This is a genomic window from Luteimonas yindakuii (assembly GCF_004803715.2).
Taxonomy (GTDB): Bacteria; Pseudomonadota; Gammaproteobacteria; order Xanthomonadales; family Xanthomonadaceae; genus Luteimonas; species Luteimonas yindakuii.
In genome coordinates, this window is the sequence record NZ_CP039383.2 from 2,403,884 (window position 1) to 2,424,870 (window position 20,987).

Here is a 20,987-nt window from a genome sequence, read left to right on the forward strand (position 1 = left end):
CGGCGCATGACCAGCAACGCCGACAACGAAACCGAACTGCTGTACGAGGGCGCCTGGCTGCGGCTGGTCCGCCGCGGCACCTGGGAAGCCTGCGAACGCACCCACAGCGCCGAGGGCCTTGCCGTCATCGTGATCGCGGTGACTCCGGACGACGAGGTGCTGTTCGTCGAGCAGTACCGGGTCGCCCTGGGCGCGCCCACCATCGAGATGCCGGCCGGGCTGGTCGGCGACGACGATGAGGGCGACACCCTGGAGGCCGCGGCGACCCGGGAGCTGATCGAGGAAACCGGCTGGGAACCGGGGCGGGTGGAGATCCTGCTGACCGGGCCGACCTCGGCCGGCATGAGCAACGAGCGCATCGCCTTCGCCCGCGCGCGCGACCTGCGCAGGGTCGGCGACGGCGGCGGTGTCGGCGACGAGAACATCATCGTGCACAGCGTGCCGCGCGCCGAGGCACCGGCGTGGCTGATGCGCAAGCATCGCGAAGGCTACGAGCTCGACCTCAAGCTGTGGGCCGGGCTGTGGATGATCGAGCACAACCCGGACGGATCGCCCGCCGGGAGTTGAGCTGCGAAGGCATGCCGGCCTGGCTCCGGGTCAACGACCCGGGTCGGGGGACTGCGTGCCGGGACGGTGATTCGACCGATGCCACGAGCCCCCGAGGAGTCGCGCCCCAAGCCAGTGAGGCCCGGCACCGCCGGCGTGCCACCCCCCGGCAACGTCGGGCGCAGGCCCGACGCCCGGGCTCAGGCGTTGGCGAAGCGGTCGGTGGCCTGTACCAGCGCGTCGACGTTCTCCGCCTCGAACGCCGAATGGCCCGAGGCGGGAGTGATCACGAGCTCCGACTTCGGCCAGGCGCGGTGCAGGTCCCAGGCGTTCTGCACCGGGCACACCACGTCGTAGCGGCCGTGCACGATGACGCCGGGGATGTCGACGATGCGGTAGATGTCGCGCAGCAGCTGGTCGTCGACCTCGAAAAAGCCGCCGTTGACGAAGTAGTGGTTCTCGATGCGCGCGAACGCCAGCGCGAAGTGCGCGTCGTCGTGGCCGTGGACGAAATCCTGGTCCACGTGCAGGAACGAGGTGGCGCCTTCCCACACGCTCCACGCGCGCGCCGCGGCCAGGCGCGTGGCTTCGTCATCGCTGGTCAGGCGGGCATGGAAGGCGGCGATCATGTCGCCACGTTCGTGTTCCGGGATCGCCGCGACGTAGTGGTCCCAGGCTTCCGGGAACAGCCGTGATGCGCCTTCCTGGTAGAACCACTCCAGCTCCCAGCGGCGCAGCATGAAGATGCCGCGCAGCACCAGCTCGGTGACCCGGCGCGCATGCGCCTGCGCATAGGCCAGCGCCAGCGTCGAACCCCAGGAACCGCCGAACACCTGCCAGCGATCGATGCACAGGTGCTCGCGCAGTTTCTCGATGTCGGCGACGAGGTCCCAGGTGGTGTTGTCGACGAGGTCGGCGTAGGGCGTCGAACGACCGGCACCGCGCTGGTCGAACAGCACGATGCGGTATTTCGCCGGATCGTGGAAACGCCGCATCTTCGGGTTGCTGCCACCGCCCGGGCCGCCATGCAGCAGCACCACCGGCTTGCCTTTCGGGTTGCCGCTCTGCTCGTAGTAGAGGGTGTGGCGACCGTCGACCGCGAGGGTGCCGGTGTCGAACGGTTCGATCTCGGGATACAGCGTGCGCATGGGCGGGGGCTCCTGCGGAAACACGGCAGTCTACCAGCCGGCTCCGCTGCCCTCCGGCGCCGGCGCACCGCCAGCGAGGCGCCCGACGCCGACGCGGTCGCGCCCTTCGAGGTCGCGGGCGGTGTCCACATCGACGAAACCCGCGCTGCGCAGGAGGTCGCGGACGGCCTGGCCCTGGTCCTGGCCGTGTTCGAGCAACAGCCAGCCGCCCGGATGCAGGTGGGCGGGCGCGGTGGCGACGATGCGGCGGATGTCGTCGAGCCCGTCGGCGCCGGAGGCCAGCGCCGAGGCCGGTTCGAAGCGCAGGTCGCCCTCGGACAGGTGCGGGTCGCCGCTGCGGATATACGGCGGATTGCTGGCGATGAGGTCGAACCGGCGACCGGCCAGCGGCGCCAGCCAGTCGCCGTGCACGAATTCCACGTTTTCCAGGCCGGCACGGTCGGCATTCGCTGCCGCCACGGCCAGCGCGGCCGCGCTGCGATCGGTCGCCACCACCCAGGCCTGCGGGCGCTCGCGCGCGATGGCCAGGGCGATCGCGCCGCTGCCGGTGCCGAGGTCGGCCACCGACGACGGCGCGCCCGGGGGCAGGCGTTCCAGCGCGAGCTCGACCAGCCGCTCGGTGTCCTCACGCGGGATCAGGGTGTCCGGGGTGACCGCGAGGTCGAGCGTCCAGAAGCCCCGCCTGCCGGTGAGATAGGCCACCGGCTCGCCGGCTTCGCGCCGCGCCAGCAGGGTTTCGAACTCCCGCTGCCGGGCCGCGTCCAGGCGGTCATCGCCATGCGCATACAGCCAGCTGCGCGGCCGTTGCAGCACATGCAGCAGCAGCCACTCGGCATCGACCGCGTCAATGCGCGCGGCGGCGGCGCGCAGCACGGCATTGAGCCGGGGCGCACGGTCCTCGCTGGATGCAGGCATCGTCATCCGCACATCGTACGGGGCCGGGCCGGCGGGGTGGGACAAGGGGAAAACGCATTCGATAGGCGCGGTCTATTGAATCGATGGCATCTATCGATTTTACATATTGATAGCCCATCCCTATCCTCTGTGCGTTCCCGGTGCCCGCCGGACTTCTTCTTCCACCCCGCCAACGAGGACTTCAATGTCTCTGATCAACACCCAGGTCCAGCCCTTCAAGACCACCGCCTATCGCAATGGCGAGTTCTTCGAAGTCACCGACGCCGCCCTCAAGGGCAAGTGGTCGGTGCTGATCTTCATGCCGGCCGCATTCACCTTCAATTGCCCGACCGAGGTCGAGGACGCCGCCGAGCATTACGCCGAGTTCCAGAAGGCCAATGCGGAGGTCTACATCGTCACCACCGACACGCATTTCTCGCACAAGGTGTGGCACGAGACTTCCGCCGCCGTCGGCAAGGCGCAGTTCCCGCTGGTCGGTGACCCGACCCACCAGCTGACCCGCGCGTTCGGCGTGCACATCGAGGAAGAAGGCCTGGCCCTGCGTGGCACCTTCATCATCAACCCGGAAGGCGTGATCAAGACCGTCGAGATCCACGACAACGCGATCGCCCGTGACGTCACCGAGACCCTGCGCAAGCTCAAGGCTGCCCAGTACGTCGCTGCCAACCCGAACGAGGTCTGCCCGGCCAAGTGGAAGGAAGGCGAGAAGACCCTGAAGCCGTCGCTGGACCTGGTCGGCAAGATCTGACCAACGCCACTGCGCCGGCCTCCGGGCCGGCCGTGGCCTGCGCCCATCCCGCCATGCGCGGGATGGGCGTGCACCGGAGCTGGGGGCAAGCCAGCCGCCGCCCGCCGCGTCCGCCGGCTCCGGTGCACGCCCCTCCCCCATTTCATCGCGATGGCGCGCCGCGCCGGCGCGGCGCGTTATCGACTTTCGAGGACCCCCACATGCTTGAACAGGATCTCAAGACCCAGCTCGCCGCCTACCTCGAGCGCGTGGTGCGCCCGATCCACATCGTCGCCTCGCTCGACGATGGCGCGAAGTCGGCCGAGATGCGCGAGCTGCTGGAGGAAATCGCCAGCCTGAGCCCGCAGATCGAACTGGCGCTCGACGGCGATGACGCACGTCGGCCTTCGTTCGCGCTGGGCACCCCCGGCCATGACATCTCGCTGCGTTTTGCCGGGCTGCCGATGGGCCACGAGTTCACCTCGCTGGTGCTGGCGCTGCTGCAGGTCGGCGGGCATCCGTCGAAGGCCGCCGCCGAGACCCTCGAACAGGTCGCCGCACTGGAAGGCGACTACAACTTCGAAACCTACTATTCGCTGTCGTGCCAGAACTGCCCCGACGTGGTGCAGGCGCTGAACCTGGCGGCGGTGCTGAACCCCAACATCCGCCACGTCGCCATCGACGGCGCCCTGTTCCAGGACGAGGTCGAGGCGCGCGAGGTGATGTCGGTGCCGACCGTCTACCTCAACGGCCAGGTGTTCGACCAGGGCCGGATGACGCTCGAGCAGATCGTCGCCAAGCTCGACACCGGCGCCGCCGCCCGCGAGGCGGAAAAGATCGCCGCCAAGGCGCCGTTCGACGTGCTGGTGGTCGGCGGTGGGCCGGCCGGTGCCGCCGCCGCGGTGTATGCCGCGCGCAAGGGCATCCGCACCGGCGTCGCATCGGAGCGTTTCGGTGGCCAGGTGCTCGACACCATGTCGATCGAGAACTTCATTTCGGTGCCGCACACCGAAGGCCCGCGCATGGCCGCACAGCTGGAGCAGCACGTGCGCGAGTACGACGTCGACATCATGGACCTGCAGCGCGCGGAACAGCTGATCCCCGCCAGTGCCGATGGCCTGGTCGAGCTGAAGCTGGAGAACGGCGCGTCGCTGAAGTCGAAGGCGGTGATCCTCGCCACCGGTGCGCGCTGGCGGCAGATGAACGTCCCCGGCGAGAACGAGTACCGCAACAAGGGCGTGGCGTATTGCCCGCACTGTGACGGCCCGCTGTTCAAGGGCAAGCACGTGGCGGTGATCGGCGGTGGCAACTCCGGCGTGGAAGCCGCGATCGACCTCGCCGGCATCGTCGCCCACGTGACCCTGATCGAGTTCGACGCCAGCCTGCGCGCCGACCAGGTGCTGCAGCGCAAGCTGAAGAGCCTGCCCAACGTGACCGTCCTGACCAGCGCGCAGACCACCGAGGTGCTGGGCGATGGCGCAAAGGTGACCGGCCTGGTCTACCGCGACCGCGTGGGCGGCGACAGCCACCGTGTGGTGCTGGACGGCGTGTTCGTGCAGATCGGCCTGCTGCCCAACACCGAATGGCTGAAGGGCACCGTGGACCTGTCGCCGCGCGGCGAGATCATGATCGACGACCGCGGCCAGACCAGCGTGCCGGGCGTGTTCGCGGCCGGCGACTGCACCACGGTGCCGTACAAGCAGATCGTGGTCGCGATGGGCGAAGGTTCCAAGGCCGCGCTGGCCGCGTTCGACCACCTGATCCGCACCAGCGCACCGGCCGCCAGCAGCGCGGTCGCCGAAGCGGTGTAAGGCCCCTGCGCGATCCCCGACCGGCGGGTTGCGCGCACGCACTGGAGCATTGCCATGAACCTGCGTGACCTGCGCTACCTCGTCGCCCTCGCCGACCACCGCCACTTCGGCCGTGCGGCAGCGGCCTGCTTCGTCAGCCAGCCAACGCTGTCGACGCAGATCCGCAAGCTGGAGGAAGAGCTCGGCGTGGCGCTGGTGGAGCGCGCGCCGCGCAAGGTGATGCTGACCCCGGCCGGCCGCGAGGCCGCCGATCGGGCGCGCCGCATCCTCGACGAGGTCGAGCAACTGAAGGAGGCCGCGCGACGCGGGCAGGATCCGCAGGCCGGCACGGTGCGGCTGGGCATCTTCCCGACCCTCGGGCCATACCTGCTGCCGCATGTGATCCCGCGGATCCGCGCGCGCTTCCCGCAGCTGGAACTGCTGCTGTTCGAGGAGAAGAGCGACGTGCTGCTGTCGCGCCTGCGCGATGGCCGCCTCGACGCCGCGGTGCTGGCGCTGCCGGTCGAGGACGACCAGCTGCACACCGAACGGCTGTTCGCCGAACCGTTCGTGCTGGCGGTCCCCGACCGCCATCCGCTGGCCGGGCATGAGCCGCTCCAGCTCGACGACCTGGCCGACCAGCGGCTGCTGTTGCTGGAAGACGGGCACTGCCTGCGTGAACAGGCGCTCGACGTCTGCCAGCTGTCCGGCGCGCACGAGCGCAGCGAGTTCCGCGCCACCAGCCTGGAGACCCTGCGGCAGATGGTGGCGGCCAACGTCGGGATCACCCTGCTGCCGATGCTGGCGGTGCAACCCCCGGTCGCGCGGTCGGAGAACATCCAGCTGGTGCACTTCGCGGCGCCGGCGCCGCACCGCGACATCGCCATGGCCTGGCGGCGCAGCTCGGCGATGGACGGGTTCCTGCGCCAGCTGGCCGCCGAATTCCGTGCCCTGCCCGAGGGCCTGCTCGCGGCGCCGGGCAGCCCGGCCGCCCTGTCCGCGGGACACCGTCCGGCGGCTGCCGGCGCGATCGCCACCCGGATGGCTTGAACCGACCTGCCGAACGGGCTAGCTTGGACACCGTACGGGCGGCGCTGACGCGTCGCCCGTTTCCTTTGCTCCGGTTCCGGCCCCCGCGTGCCGACCGCACGAGCAACCAGACAACTTCACCGAGGAACCTGCCATGTCCACTCGCCACAGCGGCCTGCCGCCGTCACTGCTGGTGTCGGAAATCGACGCCGCCCGTCTCGACGCCCTGATCGAGAACCCCACCTGGCGCGGCCACCCCGCAGCCATCGCCCTGCAGGAAGAGCTGCTGCGCGCGCAGGTACTGCCGGTGGCGCAGATGCCGGCCGACGTGGTGCGCATGCACTCGCGCGTGGACTGCGTCGATGCCGACGGCACCCGCCGCACGCTGACCCTGGTCTACCCGCACGAGGCCGACAGCGCCAGCGGCCGGGTCTCGGTGCTGGCGCCGGTCGGCAGCGCCCTGCTCGGCCTGTCTGTGGGCCAGAGCATCGAATGGCCGCGCCCGGATGGCGCCACCCTAAGCCTGGAAGTCGCTTCGGTCGAGCCGCAGCCTGCCGCCTGACGACACCGCACGCGGCTGCGTGCCGGCGCCCTGCTCCGGGCTCATTCCACCGGCGTTGCCGCGCAGCGCACGCCGGTGCCGCCCAGGCCGCAGTAGCCGCCCGGGTTCTTCGCCAGATACTGCTGGTGCTCGTCCTCGGCGTAGAAGAACCCTGGCGCCGGGTGCACGATCTGCGTGGTGATGTCGCCCAGCCCCGCGGCATGCAGCCCGGCCTGGAAGCTGTCGCGGCTGCGCTGTGCGGCCTGCGCCTGTTCCGGCGTTGTGCAATGGATGACCGAGCGGTACTGGGTGCCGAGGTCGTTGCCCTGGCGCATGCCCTGGGTCGGGTCGTGGCTTTCCCAGAACGCCGCCAGCAGGCGCTCGAAGCCGATCCGCGCCGGGTCGTAGACCACCAGCACCACCTCGGCATGCCCGGTCTGCCCGCTGCAGACCTCGCGGTAGGTCGGGTTGGGCGTGGTGCCGCCCGCATAGCCGACCGCGGTGGTTTCCACGCCCGGCAACGACCAGAACACGCGCTCGGCGCCCCAGAAGCAGCCCATGCCGAATTGCACCTGCGACAGGCCTTCGAAGCCGTCGCGCAACGGGCGGCCATGCACGTGGTGGCGGTTGTGCAGCGGCAGCGGGGTGCCGCGGCCCGGCAGTGCGTCCTGCGGACGCGGCATCCGCTCTTTCCAGGCACCGATCCCGAACATCCGACTGCTCCCACGCACGCGGCGGGTTGCCGCACCCACTGTGTGGGGCGCGCGCGGGCCCGCTTCAAGTCAACGCTGGCGCAGCCCGGCCAGGAAGATGCCCGCCAGCGTCAGCGCCAGGCCCGTCCATTCGCGCGGCGTTGTCGCCCGCTCCAGCACCGCGAGGTCGAGCAGGAACGCACACACCGGCTGGGCGAGCAGCAGCAGGCCGACCAGTGCCACTGGCAGGCGCTGCATCGCCCGCGAGATCAGGATCCAGCTCAGGCAGTGGCCCACCGCGGCCAACAGCAGCAGCCAGCCGAGCGAGGCGAGGTCCGGGATCACGAAGGACACGCCCTCGGCCACGCCGGCCAGGCCCAGCAGCAGGGCGCACAGGGCGGAGACCACCGCGAGCATCTGCGCAATCGGCGCGCTGCGCCCGGGCGTCACGGCGGTGGCGGCGCGCTGCACCTGGCGCAGGCCGATGTTGTAGACCGCGTAGCACAGCCCGGTGGCCAGCCCCAACCACACGCCCCAGCGGTAATCGGCAGGCAGCCCTGCCCAGTCGCCGCCCAGCAGCAGCCACAGGCCAAGGAACGCCAGCGCGATGCCGGCCACGAAGCGCGCGCCGATGCGTTCGCCGAACAGCAGCACGCCGGCCAGCGCCATGAAGAACACCTGCGCGTTCGCCAGCAGCGTCGCCAGGCCCGGGCCGACCAGCAGGATGCTGCGATGCCACAGCCACAGGTCGGCGGCGAACGCCGCCGCCGGCAGCAGCGCCAGCCACCACACCGCGCGTGGCAACCGCCGCCAGTCGCCACGGGCGCTCACCAGCACGGCGAGCATCACCGCGGCGAACAGCATCCGGTAGAACGCCGAGACCGTCGGCGCGGTGTCGGCCAACCGCACCATCAGGCCGTTGCTGCCGATCAGCACGGCGCCGACCAGCATCGAGGCCAGTGCGGTGCTGCGCGAGGGGGAATCCTGCACGACGATCATCAGCCGCGGTGGGGCGCCGCAGCGTAGCAGCGGCCCGCGTGCGCGGGTCAGGTGAACACGGCGGGCGCCACCTGCACGCAGTTGCGGCCCAGCCGCTTGGCGGCGTACAGGGCCTTGTCGGCACGATCGACGGTGTCCTGCGGCGAGCGCTCGCCTTCGCGCCGCGTGGCCAGCCCCACGCTGACGGTGAGCCGCAGCGGCTTTTCTTCCCAGCGCACGTCCAGGTGCTCGACCGCGCTGCGCATGCGCTCGCCGGTCTCGCGCGCGGGCGCGGCGGCCACCCCCGGCAGGATGCCGATGAACTCCTCGCCACCATAGCGGCCGAACAGCGCGCCCTCGCCGACCGCCTTGCGCAGGGCCGCGGCCACGGTGCGCAGGCAGTGGTCGCCGGCGACATGGCCATGCTGGTCGTTGATCGACTTGAAGTGGTCGAGGTCGACCAGGATCACCGACAGCGGCTGGCCGTCGCGTTCGGCTTCGTTGAAGCAGCGCAGCAGCCACTGGTCGACCGAGCGCCGGTTCAGCGAGCCGGTCAGTGCGTCCATTTCCGCCGAGCGGCGCAGGTTGGCGGTGACCACCGCCTGCTCCACGTGCAGCTGCGCGAGCCGGGTGAACTCCATCGCCAGTGCCATCTCCTCGGCCGCGAAGCCCTCGCTGCCGTCGCGGCGCAGCAGCACCGCGCCCCAGCCGGGCGCGCGCACCTGCAACGGCAGCAACGCCTCGGTACGTGCGCGCTGGTCGTTGCCCAGCAGTTCCTGTCGCGGCAACCCGGCGGCGGCGGCACGTTTGAGTGGCAGCGCGCGGCGCTCGAGATCGGCCAGCGCCTCGTCGCGGCCCGAGGTCGGATGCACCACCAGCATTTCGGCACCGTGGAAGCCCTGCGCGACGGCCACCGCGGATTGCACGGGCAGCAGCGGCAGCAGGTGGTCGAACAGCAGCCGGAACGCGGTCCACTCGATGTCGCCGGGGCTGAGCGTGCGCAGCCCGGCCTGCAGGGCGTGCGCGAACGCGCCACGCGCGGCCTCGCGCGCCATCCGCCGCTCGCTGTCGAGCCGCGCCAGGCGGTCGCGGTCGCGCTGGTCCCGGAAGTCGGCGATGCGCGACACCAGCCCCACCGCGAACAGGGTCAGGGTGGTCACCATGCCGGCCTGGAAGGCGAACCGCGCAAGCAGCGGGTTGCTGCCGTTCCAGGCCGGCGAGAACTCGTGCGCCAGCAGGGCCGCATAGGTGAGTACATGCAGCACGAGCAGCGGCCAGGCCATCGCCAGCCGCCGCCGCACCGCCACCGTCATCCACCCGACCCCGGCGATTCCGGTGGTCACCCACAGCAACCGGGTCGCGGTGCCCAGGTAGGTGTTGAACGCCGGCAGGTTGGCCAGGCACAACGCGATCAGCACCAGCACCGTCCAGCGGAACGTGGAGAGCACGTTGCGTGCCCGCGCATCCAGCGTGGCGCCGGCATACACCTCCAGCAGCCGGGTCCAGGCCAGCAGGAACACCAGGATCAGCGCCTGCACGCCCTGCGTCCGCCAGGTGCCCAGGAACGACAGTCCGGCGAACCGGTACAGGTGCCCGTTGAGAGCCGCCAGCAGCAGCAGGGTGCACATCGCGCAGGCGAAGTAGCTGAGGAAGGCCGAATCCCGCGCCGCGGCGTATAGCGCCAGTGCGAGCAGCGCCAGCACCAGCAGGACGGCGTAGACCGCCGCGGACATCGCCGATGCACGTTGCTCGAGCATCACCGCGTGGTCTTCGCGCACCAGCAGCGGCAGCACGCCGAGACGCCCGGCCGCGACCAGATGGAGATCGAGTTCCAACGCCGATCCGGCCGGCTCCGGCGGCACCGAGCGGAAGCCGCCCGGAAACGCCTGCGCAGCCCGCGGGCGGAAGAAGTCGTGCTCCGGCCCGACCCAGCCGGTGCCGGAGAACTGCAGGCGGTCGACCGGCACCCGCGGCACCCAGACCACCCAGCGCGCGTCGCCTTCCATCCTGGGGGGGAGGTCCCAGTGCAGGCGCGCCCGCGCCACCTCGCCCGGGTGCCCCGGCAGCAGCACATACCCCGACGATGCCTGCGCGCCGTCGACGTGGAGCACGTCCGCAGCGCGCAGCGCATCCGCCGGATCGCGGCCCAGCCCCAGCAGGACGGAGGCGAGCAGCAGCAGCAGCGCGGCAAAGCCGAGGCCGGCGACCAGCTCCGGTGACAACGGGCGCATCCCGGCGCGATTCATCGCACCGTCCCTGCCGTCCTGGACTCCTGCACGGTGCCGCCCCCTGCGGTCGCCATGTTCACTTCCCGAATGTGGTCGGCCGATCGGGCCGGATCGCGGATGGTAGGGACCGGAATGTTATCAACGTCACAAAATGCCCGTCCGCCGGTCCCCACCACGACCGCTATCGGCATCCCGGCCACAAGCTTGAGCCGGTGTGGCGCGCAGGGCATTTGTCCCTTCGGCCCATGTCGTGCGCGGGCGGGGCCGGGTGCGGCGCGCTCGCCTACACTGTGCGATCCGCGACGGCCGCCATGCGCCGCGCCCCCGCATTCCCCTGTATTCGCCGATCCCCCAGATGACTGCCGCCCCAGACTCCGTACCTGCCGACACCGACGCGCCCGTGCGCCGCGACTTCATCCGCCAGATCGTCCGTGACGACCTCGCCAGCGGAAAGCACACCGCCATCCGCACCCGCTTCCCGCCGGAGCCCAACGGCTACCTGCACATCGGCCATGCCAAGGCGATCTGTCTGGACTTCGGCATCGCCCAGGAGTTCGACGGCCGCTGCAACCTGCGCTTCGACGACACCAACCCGGCGAAGGAGGATCCCGAGTTCGTCACCGCGATCCAGGACGACGTGCGCTGGCTGGGCTACGAGTGGGCGAGCCTGCGCCACGCCTCGGACTATTTCGAGGTGTATTACCTGGCCGCGGAAAAGCTCGTCGAGGACGGCCACGCCTTCGTCTGCGACCTGACCGCCGAACAGGTGCGCGAGTACCGCGGCAGCCTGACCGAGCCCGGCCGCAACTCGCCGTTCCGCGAGCGCAGCGTGGAGGAAAACCTCGACCTGTTGCGCCGCATGCGCGCCGGCGAGTTCCCCGATGGCGCGCGCACGCTGCGGGCGAAGATCGACATGGCCAGCGGCAACATCAACATGCGCGACCCGGCGCTGTACCGGATCAAGCACGTGCCGCACCAGAACACCGGCGATGCCTGGCCGATCTACCCGATGTACGACTTCGCCCACGCGCTGGGCGACGCCATCGAGGGCATCACCCACTCGCTGTGCACGCTGGAATTCGAGGACCACCGCCCGCTGTACGACTGGTGCGTGGACAACGTCGACCTCGCCGCGCATCCGCAGCTGCTGGCGCCGCTGGTCGCGCGCGGCCTGCCGATCGAGGCCGGCAAGCCGCGCCAGATCGAGTTCTCGCGGCTCAACATCAACTACACGGTGATGAGCAAGCGCAAGCTCACCACGCTGGTGACCGAAGGCCTGGTCGACGGCTGGGACGACCCGCGCATGTACACCCTGCAGGGCCTGCGCCGCCGCGGTTACACGCCGGCGTCGCTGCGGCTGCTGGTGGAGCGCGTGGGCATCAGCAAGCAGAACTCGGTGATCGACTTCTCGGTCCTGGAAGGCGCGCTGCGCGAGGATCTCGATGCGCATGCGCCGCGGCGCATGGCGGTGCTCGACCCGCTGAAGCTGGTGATCACCAACCTGCCGGCGGAGCACGAGGAAGCGCTGGCGTTCCCCAACCATCCCAAGGACGAGTCGCTGGGCGTACGCCAGGTGCCGTTCGCAAGCGAGCTGTGGATCGAGCGCGACGACTTCGCCGAGATCCCGCCGAAGGGCTGGAAGCGGCTGGTGCCCGGTGGCGAGGCACGCCTGCGCGGCGCCGGCATCGTGCGCATCGACGAGGTGGTCAAGGACGGCGCGGGCGACATCGTCGAACTGCGCGCCTCGCTGGATCCGGAATCGCGTCCGGGCATGGACGGCGCCAACCGCAAGGTCAAGGGCACCATCCACTGGGTCAGCGCGCGCCACGCGGTGGCTGCCGAAGTGCGGCTCTACGACCGCCTGTTCGTGGTCGAGAACCCCGACGACGAGACCGGCGGCAGGACCTACCGCGACCACATCAACCCCGACTCGAAGCGTTCGGTGCAGGGCTGGGTGGAGCCTGCCGCCGCGGGCGCCGGGGCCGAGCAGTCGTTGCAGTTCGAACGCCTCGGCTACTTCGTCGCCGACCGCCACGACCATCGCGCCGAACGGCCGGTGTTCAACCGCAGCGTGACCCTGCGTGACACCTGGGCCGCAAAGGCCTGAGGGGACCGACCATGACCTTCCGAACCTTCCGCCTGTTCGCCCTGCTGCTCGCGCTTTCTCTGGCCGCCTGCGCCGCGCCGACCGCATCCAGCCCCGATGCCGGACCGGAAACGCCGGTCGCGGCGCCAGCGCCGGTGTCCGACGACACGGCTGCCGGTGCCGGCCAGGTGCCCACCCTCGACACCAGCTGCAGGGTCGACAGCGACTGCACAGTCAAGGACGTCGGCAACTGCTGCGGCACCTTCCCGGCCTGCGTCAACGTCGACAGCCCGGCGGACCCGCAGGCGGTGATGGCCGAGTGCCAGCGCAGCGGCATGGCCTCGGTGTGCGGCTTCCGCGAGATCCAGGCCTGTGCCTGCGTCGCCAGCCGCTGCGAGGCGGTCGACGCCGCCGCCCCGGTGGTGCGCTGATGCTCTACGCCCAGGTCCACCTCACCCTGCCGTCCTGGGTCCACGATGCGGTGGATACCGGCCGCACCTATGCCAGTGACGACGAGCAGATCGCGCTCGCCATCGACCTCGCGCGCCGCAATGTCGAAGCCGCCAGTGGCGGGCCGTTCGGCGCCGTGGTGTTCGGCCCGGAGGGACGCATCGTCTCGGTCGGCGTCAACCGGGTGATGCCGACCAGCTGTTCGGTCGCGCATGCGGAAACCATGGCCTTCATGCTCGCCCAGCAGCGCCTGCAGACGCCGCGCCTCAATGCGCTGGGCGCGCCGTACACGCTTGCGACCTCCGCCCAGCCCTGCTGCCAGTGCTTCGGCGCGGCGGTGTGGGCCGGTATCGACCGCCTGCTGATCGGTGCGCGCGCGGAGGACGTCGAGGCGCTCACCGAGTTCGACGAGGGCCCGCTGCCGGCCGACTGGCCGGAGGAACTGCAGCGGCGCGGCATCGAGGTCGTGCGCGACCTGCGCCGCGACGAGGCACGCGCGGTGCTGCAGGCGTATGCGGCCACCGGCGGAGCACGCTACTGATGGCCGACGTCTCCGCCCCCGCACTGCTGTGCTATTGCCGCGCGGGCTTCGAACCCGAGCTTGCCGCCGAACTCACCGAGCGCGCCGCGCTGGCCGGCATCGGCGGCTGGGCACGCGCCGGTCGCGATGACGGCTACGTGCTGTTCCACGCCGCCGAGGCGGGCGCACCGCTGGTGCAGGCACTGCCGTTCCGCGAACTGGTCTTCGCCCGCCAGAAGGCGCTGCTGCTGGCCGAGCTGACCGGCCTCGATCCCAAGGACCGCCTGACCCCGGTGCTCGATGCCCTGCAGGGCGCCGGGCGCTATGGCGAGCTGTGGGTCGAGCATGCCGATTCGGATGCCGGCAAACCGCTTTCGGCGCTGGCGCGCGCGTTCGGCAACGCGTTGCGCCCGGCACTGCGCAAGCGCGGCTTCCTGACCAACGAAGCCGACCCCACGCGTTCGCGCCTGCACGTCTTCCTGCTGGCCGGCGACCACCTGCTGCTGGCACGCAGCCAGCCCGGCGACAGCGCACCGTGGGCGCAGGGCATCCCGCGCCTGCGCCTGCTGGGCGAGGCGCCGTCGCGCTCGGCGCTGAAGCTGGAGGAGGCGCTGATGGTGCTGCTGACGCCGCGGGAGCGCGAAACGCTGATCAAGCCCGGCATGCGCGCGACCGACCTCGGCGCCGCGCCGGGCGGCTGGACGTGGGTGCTGACCCGCGAACACCTGCGCGTGACCGCGATCGACAACGGCCCGCTGCACGCCGCCCTGCACGACACCGGCCTGGTCGACCACCAGCGCGCCGACGCCTTCCGCTGGCAGCCGGACACCCCGCAGGACTGGATGGTCTGCGACATGGTCGAGCAGCCGCGGCGGGTCGCCGAGCGCATGGCGACCTGGTTCCGCGAAGGCTGGTGCCGGCACGCGGTGTTCAACCTCAAGCTGCCGATGAAGAAGCGCTGGAACGAGACCCGCCTGAGCCTGGACCTGTTCACCGACCAGGCGCAGGTGCCGCTGACCCTGCGTGCGCGCCAGCTCTACCACGACCGCGAGGAGATCACGGTCTTCGCCAGCGCCGGCGGCGGCTAAAGGCGCCACACCACGGGCCGGATCGCGCTGACCGCGTGAAACCGCGACCGCCCGCACGTGCAGTCTCGGCCGCTGCAACCCGGCACTGGCATGCTGGCGTTCTCGCTGGAGGACGCCCGTATGCAACCGCTTGAACTCAACGACCCCGCGGCGTTCGGCCGCGAATTCCTGCGCCAGACGCAGCTGCAGGGCTTCGGCTCGCTGACCAAGCGCGACCTCGAGCTGCTGATGCTGGTGCTGCTCGAGCGCGACGGCGCGATCGACCGCGCGGCATCCAACCATGCCGCCGCGGCGCAACTGCGGGTCACCCCGGCACGATTGAAGGCCTTGCGCCGCGACGGCTACGCGCGCTGGCGGCAGCTTGCCGAAGAGGCCCCAGCCGATGCGCTGCCACGCATCCTCGCCACCGTGCTGACCGCGGAGAACCTGCGTGCCGGCGCGCGGCATGTCAGCGAACGGTCGCGGCGCGACGGTTTCCTCGCCGTGCGTGTCGAGCACCCCGACGACCTCGCCCGCTTCGAGCAGGCGATCCTCGACGTGGGTGCGCTGCCGGTCTACGAGCGCAACCGTGAAGTGGTGGCGGTGCGCTTCGACACCCTGCTGCGGCTGGCCGAGCAGCACGGCCACCTGCAACCCGATCCGCAGGCGGTGGCGCGCGAGTTGCAGAAGCTCGCCCCGGCCGCCGAAGAGGTTGCCGACCTGCTGCGCAAGGACATCGACCAGCTGCGCTGGGACGACGTGCGCAATGCGCTCAACGCACTCGGCGCGCGAGCGGTGGCGGGCACCCTGGAAGGCGGCGTGCACCGGCTGCTGGCGCTGGCGTTCCCGTTCCTCGGCCGCTGAACCGTCCAGGCGGTTGGCCAGTTCGACCGGGCGTGCATCGCCGGCCGTGCAGCCGCGTGCGCGCGCCTGCCAGGCGTGACGCCGGACCGCGGCGCGAACGCCGACCTGTCGCCGGCGGGACTGGCCGCGCGGGCCGGACCGCGGCGCCGCACGTATGATCGGGCGTCCGGTCATCACGCGGCGCCATGGAACGTTTCCTGCTCATCCTCGATTTCATCGGCACCTTCGCCTTCGCGATCAGTGGCGCCACCATCGGCGTGCGCCACCGGCTGGACCTGTTCGGCGTGCTGGTGCTGGCGTTCGCCACCGCCACCCTGGGCGGCATCGTGCGCGACGTGCTGATCGGCGCGGTGCCGGCGGCGCTGGCCAACTGGAACTACCTGGCGCTCGCCTGCGTCGCCGGCCTGGTGACCTTCTACCGCCATGGGCTGGTCGAACGCCTGCGCAACCCGGTGCAGCTGTTCGACGCGGCGGGACTGGCGCTGTTCGCGGTCGTCGGCGCGAGCAAGGCGCTGGCCTTCGGGCTGTCGCCGTTCGCGGCGGTGCTGCTGGGGATGCTCAGCGGCATCGGCGGCGGCATGGCGCGCGACGTGCTGGTGGCGCGGGTGCCGGTGGTGCTGCAGGCCGACCTGTACGCGGTCGCCGCGCTGGCGGCCGCCGCGGTGGTGGTGGTCGGTGACCGGCTCGACCTGTCGGAAGAGTGGACCCTGCCGGCTGGCATCCTGCTGTGCTTCGGCCTGCGCTACATGGCCATCCGGCACGGCTGGCGGCTGCCGGAAGCACGCCCGCACGACGTGGGCTGACGCCGTCGCAGTGACAGCTCGGCGCTAGACGCCGCTGGCGTGCCGCCACAGCGCGCGGGCCAGTGGCGGGATGCGCCCGGCCAGGCCCAGCGCGTGCCCGCGCAGCAGCGTCGGCAACAGGGCGTCGTTCGAGTACGCGCGGTTGATGCCGTCGAAACTCCAGGCCGCCAGCGTGTCCTCGCTGCGGCGCTGCCGCGCCCAGCGCTGCAGGCGGTGCGGCGACGCCCAGTCGACGCCACGCGCACGCGCGCCTGCCACCGCGTCCGCCAGCGCGGCCACGTCGCGCAGGCCGAGGTTCACGCCCTGCCCGGCCAGCGGATGCACGACATGCGCGGCATCGCCCACCAGCAGGATGCGCCCGGTGAGCAGGCTGTCCGCCAGTTGTCGCCGCAGCGGAAACGCCACGCGCCGTGTCAGCGGCCGCACCGCGCCCAGGCGCGCATCGAACGCGCGGGTGAGCGCATCGCCGAACGACGCGTCGTCGAGGGCCAGCATCTGCTCCGCCCCGTCATCCGGCAGGCTCCACACGATCGAACTGCTGCCATCGCCGCAGGGCAGGAACGCCAGCGGCCCGCCTGGGAGGAAGCGCTGCCATGCGGTGTCCTCGTGCGGATGTTCGGTGGCGACGTAGGCCACCACGCCGCGCTGGCGGTAGTCGTGGCGGGTGATGCCGATGCCGGCGAGCCGACGCAATGCCGAGGCCGCGCCATCGGCCGCGATCGCGATGCGTGCGGACACCCGGCCGCCATCGGCCAGACGCAGCTGCACCGATTCGTCGTCGTGGTCGAAGGCCTCGAGTTCCGCGGGACAGCGCACGTGGACGCCGGCGGCCGGTAGCGCCGCCCACAGCCGGTCGATCAGCAGGCCGTTCTCGATGATCCAGCCCAGCGACTCGCGCCCGTAGCGGTCGGCGTCGAAACGGAGCTCGTCGCCCGCGGCCGCGTCCCAGACCCGCATGCGGCGATAGGGGTGCGCGCGCGCGCCGCGAATCGCCTCCCACACGCCCAGCCGCTCGAACAGCGCGGCGTTGTCGGCCGCGAACGCGAACACGCGCAGGTCCGGCTGGTCGCGCTGCCACGCGGCCGGCGCACGCGCTTCCAGCAGCACCGTGTCGAGCCCGGCGCGGGCCAGCGCCAGTGCGCAGGCGGCGCCGACCACGCCACCGCCGACCACCGCCACGTCGTGGCGCTGCCGGCGGCTCATGGCAGGCTCCGCCGGCACAGCGCCGGGACGTCGCCGCGGTAGCCCATCGCGCCTCCGGCCAGCCGGGCCTGCAGGCCGCTGTCGCCATCGATCGCGAGCAGGCCGAGGCTGCGCAGCGGACGCGCCAGCGTGGACGGGTTGGAGGTCAGTCGTGCCAGTCCGTCGGAGAAGGCCAGCGTGCGTTCGCGGTCCTCCTGGCGCCGTTGCGCATAGGTTTCCAGCACCGACGGCGCACCGGCATCTCCGCGATGGGCGGCAATCGCCTCGGCCAGCACCAGCGCATCGCGCAGGCCGAGGTTGAAGCCCTGCGCGCCGATCGGATGCAGGGTCTGCGCGGCGTTGCCGACCAGCGCGGCGCGCGGGGCGACGGTCGCCCTGGCCACCACGCGCTGCAGCGGATAGGCGCTCCGCGCGCCGACCTCGAGCAGGCGCCCGGCACGCCAGCCGAGCACGTCCTGCACGCGCGCCAGGAAGGCGCGGTCGTCGAGCGCGAGCACCGCATCGGCCTCGTCGGCCGCCACGCCGTGAACCAGCCCGTAGTGGCCATCACCACGCGGCAGCAGCGCGGTCGGGCCGTGGTCGGTCAGGCGTTCCCACGCGGTCCCGTGCGGTGCCCGCGCGGCGCGCACGCGTGCAACCAGCAGGGTCTGCCGGTAATCGTGCTGGTCGACGCCGATGCCCAGTGCGTCGCGCACGCCGCTGCGGGTGCCGTCGGCGCCGACCAGCAGCCGCGCATGCAGCGTGCATTCGCCATCGTCGGCCTCGATGCGGACCGCACAGCCGTCGGCGTCGGCACGTGCGCCGAGGAACCGCGCCGGCCGGTAACGCTGCAGCCGCGGCAGCGTCGCCAGGCGGGCCTCCAGCGCCTCGCCGAAATCACGCGCCACCACCACCTGCCCGAACGCCTGCCGCCCGTAGTCACCGGCACGCATCCGCACGCGGCCGAAGTCGCCCTTGCGGCTTGCATGGATCTCGCGGATCGGCCCGGTCGGTGCGCGCAGGTGGCGCATCACGTCCAGCGCGGTGAGCGCGTTGACGGTGGCATCGGCGAGGCTGAGGTTACGCTGGTCGAACACCGCCGGCAGCGACCCGGGTGGTGCCAGTTCGACCAGGCCGACATCGAGATCGAGCCGGTCCAGGGCGATGGCGAGGCTGGCGCCGACCAGGCCGCCCCCCACCACCAGGACATCGTGGGATGCATTCATGCGCGGATGATACGGATTCGCCCGCGACCACGGCGACGCGAAGCCGCGGTCGCGCCTGCTCGGCTAGAATGCGCAGCTGAACCACGGGAGCCGCCGATGAACGTCACCACCCGCCCCATCCAGATCTTCGCCGTGCTCGCCCTCGCGCTGGCCGCCACCCGCGTCCACCACTTCGCGGCGGTACCCGATGCGTCGTGGGCGGTGTTCTTCCTTGGCGGCGTGTACCTGCGCGCGCAGGCACGCTGGGCGTTCCCGGTGCTGATGGCGCTGGCCATCGCGGTCGACGCCGCGGTCATCGCCGGCCAGGGCCTGAGCTTCTGGACCCATTACTGCGTGTCGCCGGCGTACTGGTGCCTGCTCGGCGCCTACTTCGTGCTGTGGACCGGTGGTGCCTGGGTCGCGCGCCGCCCGCTGCAGCTTGATCTGGCGACCGGTCGCCGCGTCGCGCTTGCGGTGATCGTCGCCGCCGCCGCGTGCCAGCTGGTCGCGCAGGGCAGCTTCTACTGGATCAGCGCCAGCGTCGCCGAGCCGACCCTGGCCGGCTGGTGGAAGAACTACAGCGACTGGCTGCCGGCCTACATGGGCACGATGGCCCTGTACGTGGCCATCGCCGCGGTCGTGCATGCGGTGGCCCTGCAGCTGGCGCCCGCCGCCTCGCTGCACGACGACCGCGCCGCCTGAGCCGGCCACGTCGATGGGCAACCGCCTTTCGAAGATCTACACCCGCACCGGTGACGACGGCACCACCGGGCTGGGCGATGGCAGCCGCACGCGCAAGGATTCGGCGCGCGTCAACGCCTACGGAACCGTCGACGAGGCCAATTCGGCGATCGGCCTGCTGCTGGCCTGCGAACTCCCCGAAGACGTGCGCGACCTGCTCACCGCGATCCAGCACCAACTGTTCGATCTCGGTGGCGAGCTGTGCATCCCCGGCCACGCGGCGATCGTCGACGACGACATCGCGCGGCTGGAAGCGCATCTGGATCACCACAACGCGGACCTGCCGGCGCTGAAGGATTTCATCCTCCCCGGTGGCGGCGAGCCGGCCGCGCGCTGCCATCTTGCGCGCACCATCGTGCGCCGCGCCGAGCGCGAGACGGTCACGCTGTCGTGTACCGAAGCCGTGCGCCCGCAGGCGGTGCGTTATCTCAACCGCCTGTCGGACCTGCTGTTCGTGCTCGCGCGCGTGCTCGCACGTGCCAGCGGCCACGGCGAAGTCCTGTGGCGGCACGAACGCCGCGCACGGTGAACCCGGCGGTCTTTACGCACGCCGCCTGCCTCGGCCACGACACCGGCCCGGGCCATCCCGAGTCATCGCAACGCCTGGGGGCGGTCGTCCAGGCATTGCGCGACGCGCTGCCCGACCTCGACTGGCGCGAAGCGCCCCGCGCCAGCCGTGGCCAGCTGCTGCGCGTGCATGACGAGCAGCTGCTGGAGGCGATCCTCGAACGGGCGCCGGCCACGCAGGTGCATCTGGACCCCGACACCGTACTGTCGCCTGTCTCCGGCGAGGCCGCGTTGCGCGCTGCCGGCGCCGGCGTGGCCGCGGTGGATGCGGTCATGCAGGGCAATGTGGTGACGGCGTTCTGCGCGGTGCGCCCGCCGGGCCACCATGCCACCGGCGGCCAGGCGATGGGGTTCTGCCTGTTCAACAACGTGGCGGTGGCCGCCGCGCATGCGATCGACCAGCACGGCCTCACGCGGGTGGCGATCGTCGACTTCGACGTCCACCACGGCAATGGCACCCAGGCCATCTTCGAGGCCGATGCGCGCGTGCTCTACATGAGTTCGCACCAGATCGGGCTGTTCCCGCACAGCGGTGGCCGGCGCGAGCGCGGCGTGGGCAACATCGTCAACATGCCGCTGCCACCCGGCACCGGCAGCCGGATGTTCCAGGAGGCGTGGGTGGAGCGCATGCTGCCCGAGCTGGAAGCGTTCCGCCCGCAACTGGTGCTGGTGTCGGCGGGCTTCGATGCGCACTGGCGTGATCCGCTGGCGCAGATGGAGCTTTCCGCCGATGACTTCGCCTGGCTGACCGGCGAACTCCGCGCGATCGCCAGCCAGCACGCCGCCGGGCGCGTGGTCTCGACGCTCGAGGGCGGCTACGACCTGCAGGCACTGCGCGAGTGCGCGGTCGCCCACGTGCGCGCCTTGCGCGACGTCCCACGCTGACACCACGTTCAGCTGCGTCGACG

At 71.4% G+C, this 20,987-nt stretch carries 21 protein-coding genes; 14 read left to right on the forward strand and 7 right to left on the reverse strand.

Annotation, left to right across the window (positions count from 1 at the left end; translation table 11 throughout):
- Positions 1-6: 6 nt before the first annotated feature.
- The gene (locus tag E5843_RS11165; RefSeq protein WP_136412660.1) at positions 7-567 is read left to right on the forward strand and encodes an NUDIX hydrolase; all 561 of its coding nucleotides are present in this window, start codon (positions 7-9) and stop codon (positions 565-567) included.
- Positions 568-746: 179 nt separating this feature from the next.
- Here the strand turns inward: E5843_RS11165 and pip are convergent, their stop codons facing one another.
- Positions 747-1,694 carry a prolyl aminopeptidase gene (gene pip, locus E5843_RS11170; protein ID WP_134674014.1) on the reverse strand — a complete coding sequence of 316 codons (948 nt, stop codon included), beginning with the start codon at positions 1,692-1,694 and terminating at the stop codon, positions 747-749.
- Between the two features lie 30 nt (positions 1,695-1,724).
- The gene (gene prmC, locus E5843_RS11175) at positions 1,725-2,609 is read right to left on the reverse strand and encodes a peptide chain release factor N(5)-glutamine methyltransferase (RefSeq protein ID WP_136412662.1); all 885 of its coding nucleotides are present in this window, start codon (positions 2,607-2,609) and stop codon (positions 1,725-1,727) included.
- Positions 2,610-2,793: 184 nt separating this feature from the next.
- On the opposite strand from prmC, the gene ahpC reads away from it, so the two are divergent.
- The 4 genes from ahpC (at position 2,794) to rnk (ending at position 6,717) form a co-directional block, all read left to right on the forward strand.
- On the forward strand, positions 2,794-3,357 hold the full coding sequence (gene ahpC / locus E5843_RS11180) for an alkyl hydroperoxide reductase subunit C (RefSeq protein WP_100321969.1): 564 nt from the start codon (positions 2,794-2,796) through the stop codon (positions 3,355-3,357).
- A gap of 200 nt (positions 3,358-3,557) precedes the next feature.
- Positions 3,558-5,147 carry an alkyl hydroperoxide reductase subunit F gene (gene ahpF / locus E5843_RS11185; RefSeq protein WP_141065996.1) on the forward strand — a complete coding sequence of 530 codons (1,590 nt, stop codon included), beginning with the start codon at positions 3,558-3,560 and terminating at the stop codon, positions 5,145-5,147.
- 54 nt (positions 5,148-5,201) lie between these two features.
- Positions 5,202-6,176, forward strand: a complete 975-nt coding sequence (gene oxyR / locus E5843_RS11190) for a DNA-binding transcriptional regulator OxyR (protein WP_136412663.1) — start codon at positions 5,202-5,204, stop codon at positions 6,174-6,176.
- Between the two features lie 133 nt (positions 6,177-6,309).
- Complete coding sequence (gene rnk, locus E5843_RS11195) at positions 6,310-6,717, forward strand: nucleoside diphosphate kinase regulator (RefSeq protein WP_136412664.1); 408 nt, start codon at positions 6,310-6,312, stop codon at positions 6,715-6,717.
- A 41-nt stretch (positions 6,718-6,758) separates the two neighbouring features.
- Here the strand turns inward: rnk and msrA are convergent, their stop codons facing one another.
- From msrA to E5843_RS11210, 3 genes are all read right to left on the reverse strand, one after another.
- Positions 6,759-7,409 carry a peptide-methionine (S)-S-oxide reductase MsrA gene (msrA, locus tag E5843_RS11200; RefSeq protein WP_134674019.1) on the reverse strand — a complete coding sequence of 217 codons (651 nt, stop codon included), beginning with the start codon at positions 7,407-7,409 and terminating at the stop codon, positions 6,759-6,761.
- A gap of 69 nt (positions 7,410-7,478) precedes the next feature.
- Entirely contained in the window at positions 7,479-8,387 is a 909-nt protein-coding gene (locus E5843_RS11205) for a DMT family transporter (RefSeq protein WP_134674020.1), read from the reverse strand.
- Between the two features lie 47 nt (positions 8,388-8,434).
- The gene (locus E5843_RS11210) at positions 8,435-10,612 is read right to left on the reverse strand and encodes a sensor domain-containing diguanylate cyclase (RefSeq protein ID WP_136412666.1); all 2,178 of its coding nucleotides are present in this window, start codon (positions 10,610-10,612) and stop codon (positions 8,435-8,437) included.
- Positions 10,613-10,949: 337 nt separating this feature from the next.
- Here E5843_RS11210 and E5843_RS11215 point away from each other — a divergent pair, with 337 nt between their 5' ends.
- The 6 genes from E5843_RS11215 (at position 10,950) to E5843_RS11240 (ending at position 16,384) form a co-directional block, all read left to right on the forward strand.
- Positions 10,950-12,701: a glutamine--tRNA ligase/YqeY domain fusion protein gene (locus E5843_RS11215; protein WP_136412667.1), complete on the forward strand. Its 1,752-nt coding sequence runs from the start codon at positions 10,950-10,952 to the stop codon at positions 12,699-12,701.
- An 11-nt stretch (positions 12,702-12,712) separates the two neighbouring features.
- Entirely contained in the window at positions 12,713-13,111 is a 399-nt protein-coding gene (locus E5843_RS11220) for a hypothetical protein (RefSeq protein WP_136412668.1), read from the forward strand.
- The gene (locus E5843_RS11225) at positions 13,111-13,671 is read left to right on the forward strand and encodes a nucleoside deaminase (protein ID WP_136412669.1); all 561 of its coding nucleotides are present in this window, start codon (positions 13,111-13,113) and stop codon (positions 13,669-13,671) included. The genes E5843_RS11220 and E5843_RS11225 overlap by 1 nt, the downstream gene beginning before the upstream one ends.
- Entirely contained in the window at positions 13,671-14,738 is a 1,068-nt protein-coding gene (gene rlmM, locus E5843_RS11230; RefSeq protein WP_136412670.1) for a 23S rRNA (cytidine(2498)-2'-O)-methyltransferase RlmM, read from the forward strand. Before E5843_RS11225 ends, rlmM begins: the two co-directional genes overlap by 1 nt.
- Positions 14,739-14,858: 120 nt before the next feature.
- A complete protein-coding gene (locus tag E5843_RS11235) occupies positions 14,859-15,581 on the forward strand; it encodes a hypothetical protein (protein WP_134674708.1) in 723 nt (240 codons plus the stop codon).
- 185 nt (positions 15,582-15,766) lie between these two features.
- Positions 15,767-16,384: a trimeric intracellular cation channel family protein gene (locus E5843_RS11240; protein WP_134674025.1), complete on the forward strand. Its 618-nt coding sequence runs from the start codon at positions 15,767-15,769 to the stop codon at positions 16,382-16,384.
- A 24-nt stretch (positions 16,385-16,408) separates the two neighbouring features.
- Here E5843_RS11240 and E5843_RS11245 read toward each other — a convergent pair whose 3' ends face one another.
- Together E5843_RS11245 and ubiH are read right to left on the reverse strand one after the other, a co-directional pair.
- Positions 16,409-17,587 carry a UbiH/UbiF family hydroxylase gene (locus E5843_RS11245; protein WP_136412671.1) on the reverse strand — a complete coding sequence of 393 codons (1,179 nt, stop codon included), beginning with the start codon at positions 17,585-17,587 and terminating at the stop codon, positions 16,409-16,411.
- A complete protein-coding gene (gene ubiH / locus E5843_RS11250; protein ID WP_134674027.1) occupies positions 17,584-18,792 on the reverse strand; it encodes a 2-octaprenyl-6-methoxyphenyl hydroxylase in 1,209 nt (402 codons plus the stop codon). Before ubiH ends, E5843_RS11245 begins: the two co-directional genes overlap by 4 nt.
- 96 nt (positions 18,793-18,888) lie before the next feature.
- Between ubiH and E5843_RS11255 the strand changes: the two genes are divergently transcribed.
- Genes E5843_RS11255 through E5843_RS11265 form a run of 3 tightly spaced genes read left to right on the forward strand, consistent with a single transcriptional unit; the run spans position 18,889 to position 20,964 of the window.
- The gene (locus E5843_RS11255; protein ID WP_141065997.1) at positions 18,889-19,473 is read left to right on the forward strand and encodes a hypothetical protein; all 585 of its coding nucleotides are present in this window, start codon (positions 18,889-18,891) and stop codon (positions 19,471-19,473) included.
- A 13-nt stretch (positions 19,474-19,486) separates the two neighbouring features.
- Positions 19,487-20,041: a cob(I)yrinic acid a,c-diamide adenosyltransferase gene (locus E5843_RS11260; RefSeq protein WP_136412672.1), complete on the forward strand. Its 555-nt coding sequence runs from the start codon at positions 19,487-19,489 to the stop codon at positions 20,039-20,041.
- On the forward strand, positions 20,038-20,964 hold the full coding sequence (locus E5843_RS11265) for a histone deacetylase family protein (RefSeq protein ID WP_141065998.1): 927 nt from the start codon (positions 20,038-20,040) through the stop codon (positions 20,962-20,964). The genes E5843_RS11260 and E5843_RS11265 overlap by 4 nt, the downstream gene beginning before the upstream one ends.
- Positions 20,965-20,987: the final 23 nt, after the last annotated feature.

Excerpts from the sequence above, each read along its gene's own strand:
- E5843_RS11165 (WP_136412660.1), top strand. The coding sequence starts at position 7 with ATGACCAGCAACGCCGACAACGAAACCGAACTGCTGTACGAGGGCGCC.
- pip (WP_134674014.1), bottom strand. The coding sequence starts at position 1,694 with ATGCGCACGCTGTATCCCGAGATCGAACCGTTCGACACCGGCACCCTC.
- prmC (WP_136412662.1), bottom strand. The coding sequence starts at position 2,609 with ATGCCTGCATCCAGCGAGGACCGTGCGCCCCGGCTCAATGCCGTGCTG.
- ahpC (WP_100321969.1), top strand. The coding sequence starts at position 2,794 with ATGTCTCTGATCAACACCCAGGTCCAGCCCTTCAAGACCACCGCCTAT.
- ahpF (WP_141065996.1), top strand. The coding sequence starts at position 3,558 with ATGCTTGAACAGGATCTCAAGACCCAGCTCGCCGCCTACCTCGAGCGC.
- oxyR (WP_136412663.1), top strand. The coding sequence starts at position 5,202 with ATGAACCTGCGTGACCTGCGCTACCTCGTCGCCCTCGCCGACCACCGC.
- rnk (WP_136412664.1), top strand. The coding sequence starts at position 6,310 with ATGTCCACTCGCCACAGCGGCCTGCCGCCGTCACTGCTGGTGTCGGAA.
- msrA (WP_134674019.1), bottom strand. The coding sequence starts at position 7,409 with ATGTTCGGGATCGGTGCCTGGAAAGAGCGGATGCCGCGTCCGCAGGAC.
- E5843_RS11205 (WP_134674020.1), bottom strand. The coding sequence starts at position 8,387 with ATGATCGTCGTGCAGGATTCCCCCTCGCGCAGCACCGCACTGGCCTCG.
- E5843_RS11210 (WP_136412666.1), bottom strand. The coding sequence starts at position 10,612 with ATGAATCGCGCCGGGATGCGCCCGTTGTCACCGGAGCTGGTCGCCGGC.
- E5843_RS11215 (WP_136412667.1), top strand. The coding sequence starts at position 10,950 with ATGACTGCCGCCCCAGACTCCGTACCTGCCGACACCGACGCGCCCGTG.
- E5843_RS11220 (WP_136412668.1), top strand. The coding sequence starts at position 12,713 with ATGACCTTCCGAACCTTCCGCCTGTTCGCCCTGCTGCTCGCGCTTTCT.
- E5843_RS11225 (WP_136412669.1), top strand. The coding sequence starts at position 13,111 with ATGCTCTACGCCCAGGTCCACCTCACCCTGCCGTCCTGGGTCCACGAT.
- rlmM (WP_136412670.1), top strand. The coding sequence starts at position 13,671 with ATGGCCGACGTCTCCGCCCCCGCACTGCTGTGCTATTGCCGCGCGGGC.
- E5843_RS11235 (WP_134674708.1), top strand. The coding sequence starts at position 14,859 with ATGCAACCGCTTGAACTCAACGACCCCGCGGCGTTCGGCCGCGAATTC.
- E5843_RS11240 (WP_134674025.1), top strand. The coding sequence starts at position 15,767 with ATGGAACGTTTCCTGCTCATCCTCGATTTCATCGGCACCTTCGCCTTC.
- E5843_RS11245 (WP_136412671.1), bottom strand. The coding sequence starts at position 17,587 with ATGAGCCGCCGGCAGCGCCACGACGTGGCGGTGGTCGGCGGTGGCGTG.
- ubiH (WP_134674027.1), bottom strand. The coding sequence starts at position 18,792 with ATGAATGCATCCCACGATGTCCTGGTGGTGGGGGGCGGCCTGGTCGGC.
- E5843_RS11255 (WP_141065997.1), top strand. The coding sequence starts at position 18,889 with ATGAACGTCACCACCCGCCCCATCCAGATCTTCGCCGTGCTCGCCCTC.
- E5843_RS11260 (WP_136412672.1), top strand. The coding sequence starts at position 19,487 with ATGGGCAACCGCCTTTCGAAGATCTACACCCGCACCGGTGACGACGGC.